This is a genomic window from Zhongshania sp., from assembly GCF_047636175.1.
In the GTDB taxonomy this organism is placed as follows: domain Bacteria; phylum Pseudomonadota; class Gammaproteobacteria; order Pseudomonadales; family Spongiibacteraceae; genus Spongiibacter.
Window position 1 is genome coordinate 204,888 of sequence record NZ_JBLIKC010000002.1, and the last position, 15,718, is coordinate 220,605.

At 46.4% G+C, this 15,718-nt stretch carries 10 protein-coding genes; all 10 read left to right on the forward strand.

All coding sequences use genetic code 11. The features are described from left to right. Positions 1 to 191: 191 nt before the first annotated feature. Positions 192 to 1,757 carry a class I adenylate-forming enzyme family protein gene (locus ACI955_RS02005; RefSeq protein WP_415242054.1) on the forward strand — a complete coding sequence of 522 codons (1,566 nt, stop codon included), beginning with the start codon at positions 192 to 194 and terminating at the stop codon, positions 1,755 to 1,757. Between the two features lie 63 nt (positions 1,758 to 1,820). After that, positions 1,821 to 2,939: an NAD(P)-dependent alcohol dehydrogenase gene (locus tag ACI955_RS02010; protein WP_415242055.1), complete on the forward strand. Its 1,119-nt coding sequence runs from the start codon at positions 1,821 to 1,823 to the stop codon at positions 2,937 to 2,939. A 760-nt stretch (positions 2,940 to 3,699) separates the two neighbouring features. Beyond that, entirely contained in the window at positions 3,700 to 4,605 is a 906-nt protein-coding gene (locus tag ACI955_RS02015) for a fatty acid desaturase (protein ID WP_415242056.1), read from the forward strand. Between the two features lie 174 nt (positions 4,606 to 4,779). Continuing rightward, positions 4,780 to 7,248, forward strand: coding sequence for an efflux RND transporter permease subunit (locus ACI955_RS02020; protein ID WP_415242057.1), 2,469 nt, complete (start codon positions 4,780 to 4,782; stop codon positions 7,246 to 7,248). A 48-nt stretch (positions 7,249 to 7,296) separates the two neighbouring features. Then, the gene (locus ACI955_RS02025) at positions 7,297 to 8,685 is read left to right on the forward strand and encodes a DUF1329 domain-containing protein (RefSeq protein WP_415242058.1); all 1,389 of its coding nucleotides are present in this window, start codon (positions 7,297 to 7,299) and stop codon (positions 8,683 to 8,685) included. Positions 8,686 to 8,693: 8 nt separating this feature from the next. Beyond that, positions 8,694 to 9,713 (forward strand): hypothetical protein, encoded by a 1,020-nt coding sequence (locus tag ACI955_RS02030; protein WP_415242059.1) that lies wholly within the window; start codon positions 8,694 to 8,696, stop codon positions 9,711 to 9,713. Between the two features lie 78 nt (positions 9,714 to 9,791). Next, positions 9,792 to 11,879, forward strand: a complete 2,088-nt coding sequence (locus ACI955_RS02035) for a DUF1302 family protein (RefSeq protein ID WP_415242060.1) — start codon at positions 9,792 to 9,794, stop codon at positions 11,877 to 11,879. A 107-nt stretch (positions 11,880 to 11,986) separates the two neighbouring features. After that, on the forward strand, positions 11,987 to 13,336 hold the full coding sequence (locus tag ACI955_RS02040) for a DUF1329 domain-containing protein (protein ID WP_415242061.1): 1,350 nt from the start codon (positions 11,987 to 11,989) through the stop codon (positions 13,334 to 13,336). A gap of 623 nt (positions 13,337 to 13,959) precedes the next feature. Further along, complete coding sequence (locus ACI955_RS02045) at positions 13,960 to 14,928, forward strand: NAD(P)H-dependent flavin oxidoreductase (protein ID WP_415242062.1); 969 nt, start codon at positions 13,960 to 13,962, stop codon at positions 14,926 to 14,928. A 151-nt stretch (positions 14,929 to 15,079) separates the two neighbouring features. Continuing rightward, the gene (locus ACI955_RS02050) at positions 15,080 to 15,205 is read left to right on the forward strand and encodes a hypothetical protein (protein WP_415242063.1); all 126 of its coding nucleotides are present in this window, start codon (positions 15,080 to 15,082) and stop codon (positions 15,203 to 15,205) included. Positions 15,206 to 15,718: the final 513 nt, after the last annotated feature.

Sequence of the window (15,718 nt, forward strand, 5' to 3'; positions counted from 1 at the left end):
TATCGTTGTTTTCTTTTTTACTGTGTTAGACATTGGATGGCTTAATCAATCCGCAGTGGTTGGGCTTAAAACCAACTTTAGTTGGTACCTAAGGTGGGCTGGTTGGCGCAGTATATTCATCAAACCGTTTCAATTACCACTAAGTCCTAGCTGGTGTTTGGTGTACCCAATCAAATAAAAAGAGGTAAGGCATGAATTTAACTCAACTTATACACCGCAATGTACGGCAGCGGCCAACGCAGCCTGCTATTTGCTATCAGGATAAATCCTGGAGCTATGCGGAGTTGGGCGACCGTGTTGCACGATTTGCGTCAGCGTTAAAAAATCTTGATGTTGGATCAGAAGATCGTGTCGCCATGATGGCAATGAATTCCAGTCGATATCTGGAGGTGTTATTTGCTGCTCCCTGGGCCGGTGCAGTGTTCAATCTTGTAAATATCCGCTGGAGCGTCGCCGAAGTTGCTTATTCACTACAGGACTCTGGCGCTCGCGTGCTTATTGTGGATGATGCGTTCGCACCGATGATACCTGAGTTGCGTAAAATTATACCGCAGCTAGAGAACGTGATTTTTTCTGGCGATGGGCAATGTCCCGAAGGTTTACTGTGTTATGAAACGCTGCTAGCAAACGAGGAGCCGGTCAGTGATGTCTACCGCAGTGGTGATGATCTTGCAGGTATTTTTTATACAGGTGGCACTACCGGCAAGCCGAAAGGCGTGATGCTCAGCCATACAAATTTGATGACGTTCGCGGTATCGGGTGCCCTGATGAGTGGGGTTCCGGTACAGACACGCATGCTGCATTGCGCGCCACTTTTTCATATTGCCGGCATGGGCTTCTTGCTGATGGCGATGTTGCAGGGCGGCACTCAGGTGCTGGTTCCCGGGTTTAATCCTGCAGATGTGTCCCGCGCGGTACAGAGTAATCGCGTGACGGACTTGTTGCTGGTTCCAACGATGATGCAGTTGTTACTAGATGCACCGGGTTTCAACCCGAGTGATTTCGAAAGTGTCAAAACAATACTATATGGCGCGTCGCCGATGCCTTTAGGTACGGTTGATAAGGCCACTGAGTGCCTGCCCGACATCACTTTGGTTCAGGGTTACGGTATGACTGAGTGTGGTATGACGACCATGACTCCGTTAGATAACCATTCACTAGCGGCGCGAGAGTCGGGTCGAATTCGCAGCGCAGGTGTTGCTTGCCCAGTCCAAGAAGTTCGCGTTTTCGATGAGCACGGTAACGAATTGCCAAACGGTGAAGTTGGGGAAATTGTAGCCCGCGGTCCAAATGTCATGATTGGCTACTGGGGGAAGCCGGAGCTGACTCGTGAGGTTATCGTTGACGGTTGGTTGCATACCGGGGATGGGGGCTATATCGATGATCAAGGGTTTGTTTATATTGTTGATCGCGTTAAGGACATGATCATCTCAGGAGGCGAGAACGTGTACTCGTCCGAGGTTGAAACGGCAGTAACTCAGTATCCGGGGATTGCACAGTGCGCCGTTATTGGTCTTCCGTCTGAGAAGTGGGGTGAGTCGGTACACGCTATATTAGTGGCGTCACCCGATAGCGAGGTGGCTGGGGCGCTCACGTTGAGCGAGTTGCGCACATTCTGCAAACAGCATATTGCCGGATACAAATGCCCTGCATCGTTAGAGTTTGTGGAATCACTACCAATCTCTGCTGCTGGAAAAATTCTGAAAACAGAATTGCGTAAACCTTACTGGGGAAACAGCGAAAAGCAGGTGTCCTGAAATTTCCTCACAGCTCAATAAAAATTCATTAGATCGACTCAAAAATTACAGGCGCTATGAACCATGATTAATGACATAAAGCACGAAGTAACAGCCGCAGTCGCCCGAGGATCAGCTGATCCCTTTACCTTTGAAAAGGTCAGTTTGCAATCACCGAGAGAAGATGAAGTTCTGATAAGGATTGTCGCCTCTGGCATATGCCATACGGATCTCGTTTGCCTGCGTCAAGAATTACCGGTACCCCTTCCGATCGTGTTGGGGCACGAAGGCGCAGGCATCGTTGTAGAAATTGGCAGCGCAGTGCAAGACCTGTCCCCCGGTGATCATGTGGTGCTGTCGTTTAATTCCTGTGGTGACTGCCCATCCTGCGCAAGCGAATTGCCGGCCTATTGCTACAACTTCATGCAGAATAACTTCAGTGGCTGCCGCGGCGATGGTTCGGGCACCATGCAGCAAGATGGCGAAGCGGTGAATGCCAATTTCTTCGGCCAATCCTCTTTCGCAACAATGGCTATTGCGAACGTTCGTAATACAGTGAAGGTGAGGAAAGACCTGCCTCTCGAAATCCTCGCTCCTTTAGGTTGTGGCATACAGACCGGTGCAGGCACAGTCTTCAACTCATTACCCGTAGCTGAAGGTAGCTCGGTCGCTATATTTGGCGGCGGTGCCGTTGGCCTTAGCGCGCTAATGGCAGCCAAGATAATCGGTGCAGCGCCCGTTGTGGTGGTCGAGCCTAATATGAGCAGAAGAGCTTTAGCGGTAGAGCTTGGCGCCGATCATGTCATTGATCCGTTCTGCGTAGATAATGTGGTCGAGGAAATTCAAAAGCTGATAGGTGGTGTGGATTTCAGTCTTGAGATGACGGGCATACCTCACGTCGTCAGGCAATGCGTGGACATTCTAAACCCGCTGGGAACCTGCGCATTGGTCGGCGCAGCACCCATTGGTGCTGAAGTTAGCCTAAATATTATGGAGTTACTTATTCCAGGTAGAAAGATCGTCGGCATAGTGGAAGGAAGCGCCGAACCAAAAATATTTATTCCACAACTTATCGAGTATTACGCTGAGGGGCGTTTCCCTTTTGATCGTCTCATCGATTTTTTCCCATTCGAAGAGCTAAACGAAGCGGTTAAAGCGCAAGAGAGTGGAAAATGCATCAAGCCTGTCGTGCGTATGGCGTAGCTGCCTTCGCGCGAACACAGCGAGATAATCTCGCTGTGTTCAATTCTTGATATTTTAGTTAAAGGCAAGTGCTCTGGTCAGTAAAGCCGGATACGCTAACTTTCTAATTTCTCATGCTGTACCGGCAATAGATTATTACTCGATGAGTAAAATCGCAATAGATTGTAATACATAACGAGACCTTTGCACGAACAGTAATTTTTGGTTTCTGGCATAAAAGCGAACTTAATGAGTAACTTTATAATTATAAATAGCAGATTTAATACTCGGTTTCCTTGCAGTAGACGCGTTAGAAAATGAAGCCAGAGAAAAACCAAATACCTCGTTAACTCCTCTAATAAGCCCTGCTGATATTGAAATATTTATTTTCAGAAATCGCGGTTTTTCCACTGCAGTTCTTGTAGCTGTGTTTCTGTCCATTAATGATGCGCCACTAATTGGCAGGCAGTGCCTCTTATTAAGGTGCCTCGTTAATTTAATCAGAACAAAGTTATCTGACGATTCTAGTATTTGTCTATATCTGAGAGTGGGCCTTTGTTTTCACCTAGGTCAAATGTGTCTCTTTCGATATCAACGAAATGATGGTCGGTTCGGCGTATAACCAACCCTAAAACCAACTTTAGTTGGTACCTAACTTGCGGCAGTTAGATCAGTATATTTCTTAAGAATCATAGATTGGCGGTAGGCCCTCGCCGGCAAGCGTACTAGCGTTGGAACCGGAATATCAATAATTAGCCGCCTACGCCTGGAGGAAACGAGCATGACAGATGTAGAAAAAGTATTCAGTTTACCCAGTAAAGAGCAGTATTTTCGCGAGTTGAAGAAGACCCCGGCCATGTCTTGGCCAGCGCTGTGCTTGTTCTTGCTTGGCCTAGCGGTCATAGGTGGTGCCTCTGGAATGGCTATTTCCGGCGCTATGCCTTATTGGAGTGCCACGCTGGCAAACGGGATCGGACTCTATTTACTATTCACTACTATGCATGAATCCCTGCACCGCACGGTGTCTACTAATAACCGCGTCAACGACATGTTCGGTCGCATCTCGCTGTTACTGCTGATTCCGGCAGCGCCACTTGAGATCGCGCGTTGGGCCCATTTCCAGCACCACCGGTTTACCAGCGGTGACGCGGACCCGGATAGATTTATCCACAACGCCAAGTGGTGGGACTTTATTTTACGATGGTCAAATTTTGATCTGTATTACTTGTATTCTTTTCTACGCAATGGTGGTGATCAGAAGAAACGACACATGCGCGCCTTGACTATACAGGCAGTAGTTTTCGGTACCGCAGTTACAATCTTGGCTTGGCTTGGCTACGGCATGGAGGTGCTTTTCCTGTGGGTTCTAGCGTCACGCGTCGGGTTGTTCTTGGTCGCCCTCGTATTCGTGTTCCTCCCTCATCATCCTGCCGAGGTAACTGCGCAGGAAAATGAATATCAGGCCACAACGATCCGGCTAGGTTTGGAGTGGCTCCTGACTCCCCTGTTTGTATTTCAGAACTACCATCTGATTCATCATCTCTACCCGATGGCGCCTTTTTACAACTACATGAAGCTTTGGCACCTCAAGTACGACGAGATAACGTCTAAAAAGCCAGCGATACATAAAGGTTTGGCGTTTATGCCGATAAATTATGCGGAGACGAAAACCGAAGATAATAAATAGATCTTAGTCTAAGTTAACGACAAAGTAGAGTGTAATTGATATTAGGATTTACCTGCCATTCGAAGGGGTAAATGTTGAAGTGGTTGTTTGGTGGTGAGATTACTTTTGGCGAGTATTCTCAAATAATAATATTAGTCGAGGCACGATGTGACGTGCCCTGATATAGGAATAACAATGGACAACTATCGATTTAGGCTTGCGGCCTGGGTGATGAAAAACCGATTTTATATGGCAATTCTGTTTGTCGTGTTGACGGTATTTTTCGCCTATGGAATAAAAGGTCTAACCATAAAGACCGTGTTCTCAGATTTGCTTCCGAAAGATGATCCCTACGTTCAAATATATAAAGATCATCCGAATTTCGGGAATCCGTTGACAGTGGTGGTCATGATTAAGCGCCTAGACGGCGATATTTATAATAGCGACACGCTGCAAAAAGTCTGGGATTTTACTAGAGCGATTGACCTTGTTCCGGGGATAAACCATGACTCACTAATCTCTATTGCCACCGAAAAAGCAAGGTATGCAGAAGCGACGCCCTACGGCGTGGATCTTCGGCCATTGATGGAGGACAAGGTTCCGCAAAATGCTGAGGAGTTAGATGATTTTCGAAGAAGGGTAGAACAAAGTCCAAATGTCAAAAAGTTTTATGTGTCGGGCGACGAGTCCGCAACCGTAATAACCGCAGCATTTTTGGAAAACCTGCTAGATTACGATGTTGTATTTAAAGCTGTTCAAGAGTTAAAGGACAAATACAGCGATAGTAATCATGAAATCTACATTGTAGGACAGCCGGTACTGACGGGTTGGGTTTACAAGCTTCAAGATCAAACCTATCAGATTTTCGGAATAACATTATCCGCTTTAATTATCGCACTCGCGCTTTATATGCGGAATGTTGCAGGAACGTTAACGCCAATTATTTGCAGTAGCGTTGCCGCAGTCTGGGGGTTCGGGTTGGTTGGCTGGATTTCGGCGCCTATTGAGCCTTTGTTGATGATTGTGCCTTTGCTATTAGTGGCCCGATCCTTTTCCCATTGCGTACAGTTTAGTGAACGATATTATGAAATATTTGCGCACCTCAAAGACAAAAGGAAATCTGCTGAAGTAGCAATGGGTGTCATGATGGCGCCGTCTATTCTTGGGGTTATTACGGACGCCCTGGGTATTGTCTTTATTGCTCTGGCACCCATACCCGCAATGGAACGATTTGCGCTCTTTTGCGGGTTTTGGGCGATTTGTATTATACCGACGGGTGTTTTCCTTATTTCTATAGTCCTTTCTTACTTGCCAACGCCAGGAAATATCGAAGAGCTTACTTCAGACAATGAAGGCGGTTTTTTCCAGCGCGCGCAGCTGTCCGCACTACGTATTATCGCCAGCCTAACTCACGGGAAGCGTGCCTACGCGACCACCGCGGTGACCGTGGTACTTTCAGTTGCCGCGATCTTTGTGGCGATGCAGATAAAAGTCGGCAACCCCGTAGAGGGTTCGGGTCTCCTGTGGAAGGACTCGGAGTTTAATGTTGCTACAAGGGCGATTAATAGCAACTTTCCCGGCGTCAATACGCTAGAGATTATTCTAGAAGCAAAAAATCGAGACGTTAACAACCGCGTCGCTCGTACCCCGGGTGTGGTTGAGTCTGCATTGCGGATTCAGTCAATAATGGAGGACGATGAGATACTGGCTCCTCGAGCGACGTTGTCTTTTGCTGACTATATGATGGAAGCCAACCGCTTGTTTTCAGGGGGAGATCCAAGATGGTTGCCGCTAGATCCTACGCCAAAGGCGATACGTGCTGCAGGTACGGCGGTGGCGTTTGGTACTAATCCCGTTAACTTTTCGCATATTACTGATTACGAATTTCAGAACTCTACAATCTCACTTTGGTACCCAGATAATAAGCAGGAAACGATTGATCACGCCTTGGCTAGTGCGACTCGAGCGGTAGATATTGTCGGTCGAGATCACCCTGAATTCACCATCAGAATGGGGTCAGGAACGATAGCGCTCCAGGAAGCAATGAACTCTGTTGTAAGCAGATATCATTGGCTAATACTTGGCCTCCTTAATATCGCCGTATTTTTTGTGGTAGCTTTCGCATATAAATCATTTGTCGCGTCGATTCTTGTACTAATTCCAGTAAATATATCTAACTTTATGCTTTCTGCAACTATGCATATTTTGGGTATTGGGTTGGATATTAACTCTGTAATGGTGGCGGTGCTTGGGGTTGGGGTCGGAATAGATTACGGGATATATCTTATGTCTCGAATATGTGAAGAATACAATGATGATGTGGGCTGGGCGAGTGCTATTACTAAATCGCTAACTACAACCGGCAAGGCAATAATGTTCACTGCATCCATCATGCTGATCGGAATACTTCCGTGGTATTTACTATCAGATCTTAAATTTATGGCTGATATGGGACTTCTGCTCGTCGCTATCATGCTAATAAATATGATTCTTTCTCTCGTCGTTTTGCCGTTAATTATCTGGCTTATAAAACCTAAGTTCGTTACACGAGATGACCTTATGGTAGGGGAAAGTGTCGACTTAAGTTTGTTTGTGGTCGCAGAGTCGTCTGCTTCGTCTAAAGTAATACCTGTTAAGCCTAAGTCAGTATTAAGCGCTGGGTAAGGTGAATATTTTTCACTCGTAAATAAAATTTATAACGGAGAGTAACTTATGATTATTAAAAAGTATGACCATGATTACGGTCGTCGCCAGCTAATGAAAAACATGGCAGTAGGTGCTGCGGCTGGAGTGTTAATGCCGCTGGAAAAGTTGTTTGCCGCTTCAGGTGATATTGGGAAAGCGTACCCAGATGAACTGATGTCTATTGAAATGTATACCAAGGGGAAGATCAGCCCTGGCGATTACCTGACAGCAGATAATGTTGATATCGTAGAGGATCTACTGGACCCGATTGTTTTTCATCAGATAAAAACCATGGGGAGAAGAATCCGAATTCGTCCGACCACCACTGATTTCAGTGTGATGTTTCCCAAAGAGTTTCATGATAAAACGCTAGAAAATATCCGAGGCGGAGTAACGGCCCACTTCGATAAGGATAATAACGTTAAGATGAAGGATGGATCAAACTGGGGTGGTGGCCTGCCATTTCCTAATCCCAGAACGGGGCGTGAAGTTCAGGCGAATTTGGCGATGAGCTGGGGTCGAGCAGATTATAACCAATACGCTATTAATGATGTCGTATTTAATCCAGATGGCTCAAAAGCCTACGACTATGAGTTTATCTGGGCTGAGCTGCAGGTACAGGCTCGCATGGATGGCAAAGTTTTTCGTAATATGAAAGACCTACTGCGCTTTCAAACGGTTTTCTTTACCTCTACTCAGGATGTTGCGGGTAGTTCATTTTTGTCTACGTGGTACTACGATCAAAATAAATTCCCTGAGTTGTACGGCTACCTTCCGCAATTTCGACGTGTACGTCAGTTCCCAACGAATCAGCGCTTTGAGCCACTAATTCCTGGTGTAACCTGGTTCTTGAGTGATCCGTGGGCGGCCGGTGACCCAATGAATACATGGGGTGACTATAAGATAGTTGCTAGGAAGCCGATGCTTGGCGGCTTCAATGTGGATTGGCATGGTAATGAGGCAAATTGGCGTCCAGGAACTCACGGCGGGCCATCCGGTGAGACCTTCTTCGAAACGGATTATGAGTTGGCGCCAGAAGTTGTTGTTCTTGAATCTAAACCTGTTGGATACCCGCGAGCGCCTGCAGGTAAGCGCGTAGCTTACATTGATGTGCGTAATAATATGTATTGCGGTTCTATTCGTTATGACCGCCAGAACAAGCCGTGGGTGAATTTCGAAACAAACTTTGGCCAGTATAAACGAGGTGATGAGGTTGTTCTTGGGCCAGATGGGAAATCGCCAGCATGGTCGTGGATGAATGTTCACTCATTTGATGTGCAGACTGGCCGAATGAGCCGAATTGCACACCAGAAGGAAAATGGTGGTGGGTACAAGTCTGGCTTCCAGTTAGATAATGATAAGGCTTACAGTCGTTACTTTACACAACAAGCGCTGCAGCGTTTGGGCCAAGTCTAGGGGATCCTATGAACTGCAATAGTGCAATTAGAAATGGACGATCGTCGAGTTTGATATGGCTTAGTGTTTTATGTCTGTCGGTCATGTTCTCCATTGGATTACATGCTGAAAGCGACGCTGAATATATCGAACAAGGTACGTCGCACGACGCATTATTCGATGCGGACCTTGTTGGTGATATTGGCTATGCCGTCGGAGCAAAGGGGAAAATTCTCCGGACTGAAGATGGTGGGGCGACGTGGGCACCGGACGTAAATCCACTTTCGCTTGCGCTATTAAGCGTCAGTTTTAATGGTGAAAGAGCTATTGCGGTTGGTCTAATGGGCACCGTTTTGATACGTGATTCATCGGGTGAATGGAGGCCCGTTGAGTCAGGTACCAAAGAGCGACTATTTTCAGTGGATATAAATAGCCATGGCTTTGCTGTTGCCAGCGGGTCATTTGGTACTTTTCTTAGATCAGTAAACGGCGGGGAGACCTGGAAAAAAGTTAATCAAAACTGGGATGGTATTTTCTTTGATCCTGATATGCGCCTTGGGGGGCTATTTGAACCCAATTTGTATGGCGCTTTTGTGAGCGAGAGCGGTGAGGCATGGGTAGTGGGTGAGCTTGCGCTCGTGCTGAAATCGACAGATCAGGGTGAAACATGGTCGGTAGAAAATGCGGGCGGCAGCTCAGAAGCTGAAATCTCTTCCACATTGTCTGCGATTAGCGTTCGGGATGACGGAGTTGCTTACGCAGTCGGTCAAGAAGGGTTTGTACTAAAGCGTGACGCGGACGATGCGCGCTGGCGAGAACTTAAAGCTAGCTCGCACCAAAATCTACTCGGGGTGACCTCGACCGCCGATGGACTGGTGATTGCCCCAGGGATGAGAACGATTTTGTTCAGCCGTGATGATGGCGAAAGCTGGAACGCTGTGCGGGGTTTGGATATACAAAGTGGCTGGTATAGCGCTGCTGTGATCTCTAAAAAACACTCTGCCACCTTTGTTTTTGGTAATAACGCTAATATTTTGACTATTAAATAAAAAAAGTGTTTTTCAAATTATGCTCGTCTGATTGCAATAGAGAGGCGAGTGTGATTTAGATAATTTAAGGATTTATTTATGAAAATTTGTAATTTGAAGGCCACGCATAAGGCCGCTTTAGTTTTACTGAGTGGTGTTATTACTAGTACGGCTACTCATGCTGGAGATGGCTGGTTTGAAAATTCAAGTGTGTCAATCAGTGGTTTTATTCGCGCGGAGGTTGCTGGCTCAAACAGCGGCGAGGAGAACCCGAACAATCAGGGCGGTAATGTTTTTAATGACAAAACCGTCCAGCGAGACACCTTCCTGCCACCAGCCTTGAACCCATTAACCGTAGTGAATCCTGTTACTGGCTTACTTGGTCTTGGCGGCGGCGGTGGCGTTGGCGCGTGGGGGACAACCCCCTTACCATTTGGGAATACTGTTCGACGTGGAGATTTTGTTAAATCTACCGACAATGATTTTAACTACGCACTGGTACGGACAGAAATAGAGCTAAATTTCCAGCTTAATTATGAGTGGCGATTTATCGCAAGATTGCGCGGCTTGTTCGATCCCGAAGTGTATGATGCATTTGATGCAAATGATTTGTCTAGCTTTCAAAATGGGCGGGATGCTGGTCCACATACTGATGCGGGGTTATATGAAGGTAAGCCGAGTTATTTCGATTACATTGATGATACTGGTAAAAACCCTAATTCATTAGAGTGGACAAGCAATAATTATCAGCTTTACTTTCCGACATTTTTGTTTGAGTACGCTTCGGGGGATTTAAGTATTCGTGCGGGAAACCAGCAGATAGCGTGGGGACAAGCGGTCTTTTTTCGGATATTTGATGTTCCTAACGGCTTAGACTTGCGCCGTCATTCGTTGCTTGACAGGGGCTTAGAAGAATTCTCTGACAAGCGAGTTCCAATGTTGTCGCTAAGAGCTACGTACCAGGTGACCAATAACATTCTTGCCGATGCCTATGTTGGGAGATTTCAGCCAACCGTATATGGCAACCCAAACACGCCTTACAATATTATTCCTACTCAGTTTACCGTGCGTGATACGTATGGGTCAGGTGATTATGACGAAAAGTTATCCGGCGGATTTCGTCTTAAAGGTGATTACGGTCAGTTTGGCTGGCAGGCTTCATTTGTCACTAAATACGGTACAGAGGGCACATTTGCGTGGACAAAGTCAGGCGTTAGTAAACCGCTTACGGGACTGCTCGGTGACGTTGTTAACACCGCGTATAACGCGAAGCTCTCCAACTGTGCGGTATACGATCCAATTCTTTGTCGTAAGTTTGGAGATAGTGGGGAAGCGCTTGCAAATTCGCCATTCTCAGTGAATCCAGGTGGTGTATATTCCGCGGATGAATGGTTTCATTATGCCGCGTCTGCCAGACTCGATGCAGTAGCTGGCTTAAACTCGGCTATAACCGAATTTGATGGGTCAACAGATATTTATGCTTCGCCTGCGGCAAATGTAGGTGAGGCCGAAGCCCAGTTAAATACCTTCTTTACGGCCGCTGGCGGTAGTATGAGTGGGCATATTGAGCGCCGGTATCATCGTGAAAACATCTTTGCCTTAGGTGCGAGTTACGTAAATGAAAGTGAGAATAATTTTTTAAATCAACTTATTTTCAATGTGGAGGTGCAATATGCGCATAATCGAGGATTCACATCGCCATCGCTCTCACAAAAAGAGATAAGAGAAGACGAATATACCGTAGCGCTAGTGGTTGATAAATGGCACCGGTTTTTCGACGAAATTCCCGGCACTTATATTGTGTTTCAGGCGCTTACTAAAAATAAAAGTGATTTGGTTGGTCGGCATTTAAGTGGTTATGGTGCGGTCGGTAGAGATGAGCTAGAAGCAGGTGCAACTACCGGCATAAAATACAATAAAACCGGTAATGCAAATTATATGGTATTCGGCTTTACGCAACCGTTAGCAAATAAAATATTTGAGATCGAAATGGTATCGCTATTGGATATGGATGGCGGTCTATTAGTCCAGCCCGGCATCCGTTGGAACCCAGGTCACGGACTGACTGTTGAAGCATTCTACAGTCACATAGATGGTGATATGTGGGGCGATACGCCCAATAGCAATTTGCTTTCATCTTTAGACTTTGCAGATGAACTTTCGCTCCGATTAACGTATCAGTTCTAACGTTTATCTTGCGTAATTTCCGTTACAGCGGCTGTTGAGTATTAGTGTTAACTCACGGTCGCTAATGTATAAGGTGATTCATGTACCTGCAGCAGTGGTCTTCTAGGATGAAACGCAGAGATTTCCTGCGTTATGGTGGGAAATTTGCAGGTGCCGGAGTGCTTTCTTCACTGTGGCCGACCATTGGGTCTACGGGCGAGGTGACCAAGGCGTATCCAGATGAGCTGTTGTCTATAGAGGCTTATACCCGAGGGAAAATTAAGGAAGGCGATTATATTACGGTGGACAATGTGTCCTTGGTTAAGGACTTATTGGATCCCGCAAAATATAAGCAAGTAGTCGAGCTTGGCAGGAAACTTAAGGTTGTGCCAACGACAACAGATTGGATGAAAATGGGCCCTTGGGAGTATCAAGAGGCAACGCTTTCAAATCAAGGGAAGGCAAGGTTTGATAAACGGGGAAATGTTGTCAATCAAGATGGCAAGCCATGGATCGGCGGCCACCCGTTCCCATATGGTCAAACTGCACTGGAATTATTTGCAGGCTTAACGCTTTCATGGGGGCGACACGACGCAAATGTCTACGCAATGAAAGAGTATGATCTAAATTCAGGTGGGGTAATTGATTATAATTATGATTTGGTTTGGGCCGAAATGTCACCCGTTGGGAGAACGGTGCTGGATCCGAAACCCTATTGGACGAGGCATATGGATAAGCTACGTTTCAATACGGTGGTATATACCTCGCCAGATAGTGAGCGCGGTTCGTCGTATCTTAGTGTCTGGAACTACGACCAGAATAAACTTCCTGAATTATATGGTTACGTGCCGTATTTTCGGAGAATAAGACAGTTTCCAACGAATCAACGCTTTGAGCCCTTAGTGCCAGGTTCAGCGCTTTATCTTTCTGATGCCTGGGCGGCTGGCGATCCCCTGCATACGTGGGGGAATTATAAAGTGGTCGGGCGGCAAACCATGCTTGCGGGCGTGTCTGATGGCTGGAATCCACACCATCAAAATTGGGAACACGGCGTTCATGGCGGGCCAAAAGGCGAAAGTTTTTTTGACAGCGTAGTTGAAATGATTCCAGAAGTGATCGTTTGCGAGGCTGAGCCGACTGGTTTTAAAAGAGCGCCGATTAGCAAGAAGCGTGTGTGGTTTGATGTTCGAAACCAGATGCCAATTGCCATGGTCACCTATGACAGGGCAGGTAAGCCGTTTAGATCCTTTGATGGTTGTTACTGCATGTTCGAAAAAGATGGTTATAAGGTGATGGACGGTAGTCACCCTTATTGGTCGTGGGCATATTTTCATGCCTACGAATTTCAAACTGGGCGTCTAACGCGTGTAGAGCACGTTAAGGAGCTGAAGGGTGGTCATAAGAGTTCTGTCAATGACAACTCTGTATATAGGAAATATTTAACGCATACAGCGCTGTCGAGACTTGGGCGGGTATAGCGAAGTAAGTGTGTCAGAATAATTTTATACAAGTATAAATTTGTTGATGTCTTAATAGGAAGGGAATGAAGCACCTTAAGTTTAGCTCAAGGTGAGATCGTTCAACCTTTCTTCTGTCATTCCTAGGTAGTAAATGAGTTGCAACCTGATGCCTAGAAAAATTGCAGCCATTTTTCGGCCGATCATCAAATAGCCAGGGCCAAGGCTTGTCTTGCCCACATACTATTGGATGCTATTGGTATCGTGTTTGACAATCACTATCTTGCACTCGTGGCAGGTACCGGCGTCTGGTTCTTTGGCATCAATGCTGTCGGTTATTTGGTCGAGTCTCTGTGGGGCGTTATCACACCCATATCATGGGTATACGACCTTGACTTGGGGGCTGTGGCGCTAGTCACTCCCTAACTGATATACAAGTAAAAACCCGTTTGGTAAAAAACCAACTTTGGTTGGCTTTTAATTTGGGCGGGCTGGAATAACATACTCCTGAAGGTCTACCGAGCTGAGGACTGATGGGATGGAAGAAAATAAGACGACGGTCCGTCCGGCCATCATTACCGTCCCTAACTCTAGAATAAAAAGCCTGATAGCAGTCAATAATTTTAGATAGCGGAGATACCCCTATGGCATTACCAAATTTTCTGGCGAGTAGCCTGTCCTTGCCTATGATGGCAGCGCCGATGTTTATCGTATCCAACCCTAACCTTGTCCTTGCTCAATGCAAAGCTGGGATTGTGGGTTCATTTCCCGCGCTGAACGCGCGTCCTGCTGAGATGCTGGAGGATTGGCTACAACAGATTACCAGCGAGTTGGAAGGCTACAACGTAGCCAACCCGAGTCGGCAAGCCCCTCCTTTTGCCGTTAACCAGATTGTGCATAGCTCCAATGTGCGGCTCCAGCACGACCTAGATCTGTGCGTGAAATTCAAGGTGCCAATCGTTATTACCTCGCTCGGGTGCAAGGAGTTCGTCATCGACGCAATACATGCTTATGGCGGGCTAGTCTTTCATGATGTGGTCAATAACAAATTTGCTAGAAAGGCCGTAGAAAAAGGCGTCGACGGCCTGATCGCTGTTGCAGCGGGGGCGGGTGGTCACGCCGGTATCACATCTCCTTTCGCGTTAGTTCAGGAAATCCGGGAATGGTTCGATGGGCCACTACTATTGTCCGGCAGTATCGCCACAGGCGACGCCGTATTGGCGGCCCAAGCTATGGGAGCTGATTTGGCCTACGTTGGTTCACCCTTTATTGCAACGGAGGAAGCCAACGCCTCCCCGGAATACAAGAAAGCTATTGTTAGTAGCGCTTCCGAGGATATTGTTTATAGCAATTTGTTCACTGGCGTGCATGGCAACTATCTACGCTCTTCCATTGAGGCAGGTGGTTTGGATCCCGATAACCTACCTGAAAGCGATCCATCAAAAATGGATTTCGGCGTCGCAGAAAAAACGGATGCGAAGGCTTGGCGGGATGTCTGGGGCTGTGGGCAGGGTATCAGCGCGGTCAAGGGGTTGGTACCGACTAGCGATCTTGTCGCGCGAATGAAGCGTGAATACTTAGCTGCCCAGATTCGTTTGCTCACGGCATCGTAGTAACGTACTCGCTATGAAGCGGGATTATCAATCGCTAGGCAATAGCGCCATTTTACAACGAGATCTAGGCGTGGCGCTGTAAACAAATTGATTATGAGAATAGAAAAGTTCGAATAATCCGAATGGATAGTAATAGCCTGGTAGCGAATTGATGTTGCGAAACCATGAATTTGCCAAAGATGTTGTCGGCATACCGGAACAAGTATTGGCGGCGCTGAAATCAGAGATAAATTACGCGGCCACAGGGGCCTCTTGTTCTGAGCTGATGGAATACTAGGTGAAAAATCAGGATGAGTTAGCCGTGCCGGTAAGATACAGCGGCGCGTTAACGTATTTTCAGAGCGATAGTTACTTATCGTGATAGAGATAAATTGGTAGTAATTTTAAATAGACAGTTATTTCGTCATCGTATGACTCGGCGCGCTAATAATTAGCACCCAGTATTGAGGAATGTCATTCTGCATACAGTACCAAATCACGACAACTTCGTATTAAGTTTGATAGTTATTTTTGTGAGGGTGAACTAGTATTAATAAATAATATTATTTTATAAGGAATATTATATTTTAATAAGACGGTTATTTTCAGGGGTAATGATTTTTAGCCGGAAATAAATGGTATATCGATTTCGGTCGGCTAGCTTTTCATTATCTGGTTTTCAGGAGGAGGGTGTTCGGTACTTTATGGGTGTCTCTCAATAAAGGCGCGCCCCATTTAAAGTTTTTTGTCGTGAGGTAAGGCTAAAAATTATGTGATTTCTGGCTAGAAAAGCAGATGCGCTCGCCCGATT

Bases quoted from the DNA above. Each gene is read 5' to 3' on its own strand.
- ACI955_RS02005 (WP_415242054.1), top strand. From the start codon at position 192: ATGAATTTAACTCAACTTATACACCGCAATGTACGGCAGCGGCCAACG.
- ACI955_RS02010 (WP_415242055.1), top strand. From the start codon at position 1,821: ATGATTAATGACATAAAGCACGAAGTAACAGCCGCAGTCGCCCGAGGA.
- ACI955_RS02015 (WP_415242056.1), top strand. From the start codon at position 3,700: ATGACAGATGTAGAAAAAGTATTCAGTTTACCCAGTAAAGAGCAGTAT.
- ACI955_RS02020 (WP_415242057.1), top strand. From the start codon at position 4,780: ATGGACAACTATCGATTTAGGCTTGCGGCCTGGGTGATGAAAAACCGA.
- ACI955_RS02025 (WP_415242058.1), top strand. From the start codon at position 7,297: ATGATTATTAAAAAGTATGACCATGATTACGGTCGTCGCCAGCTAATG.
- ACI955_RS02030 (WP_415242059.1), top strand. From the start codon at position 8,694: ATGAACTGCAATAGTGCAATTAGAAATGGACGATCGTCGAGTTTGATA.
- ACI955_RS02035 (WP_415242060.1), top strand. From the start codon at position 9,792: ATGAAAATTTGTAATTTGAAGGCCACGCATAAGGCCGCTTTAGTTTTA.
- ACI955_RS02040 (WP_415242061.1), top strand. From the start codon at position 11,987: ATGAAACGCAGAGATTTCCTGCGTTATGGTGGGAAATTTGCAGGTGCC.
- ACI955_RS02045 (WP_415242062.1), top strand. From the start codon at position 13,960: ATGGCATTACCAAATTTTCTGGCGAGTAGCCTGTCCTTGCCTATGATG.
- ACI955_RS02050 (WP_415242063.1), top strand. From the start codon at position 15,080: ATGTTGCGAAACCATGAATTTGCCAAAGATGTTGTCGGCATACCGGAA.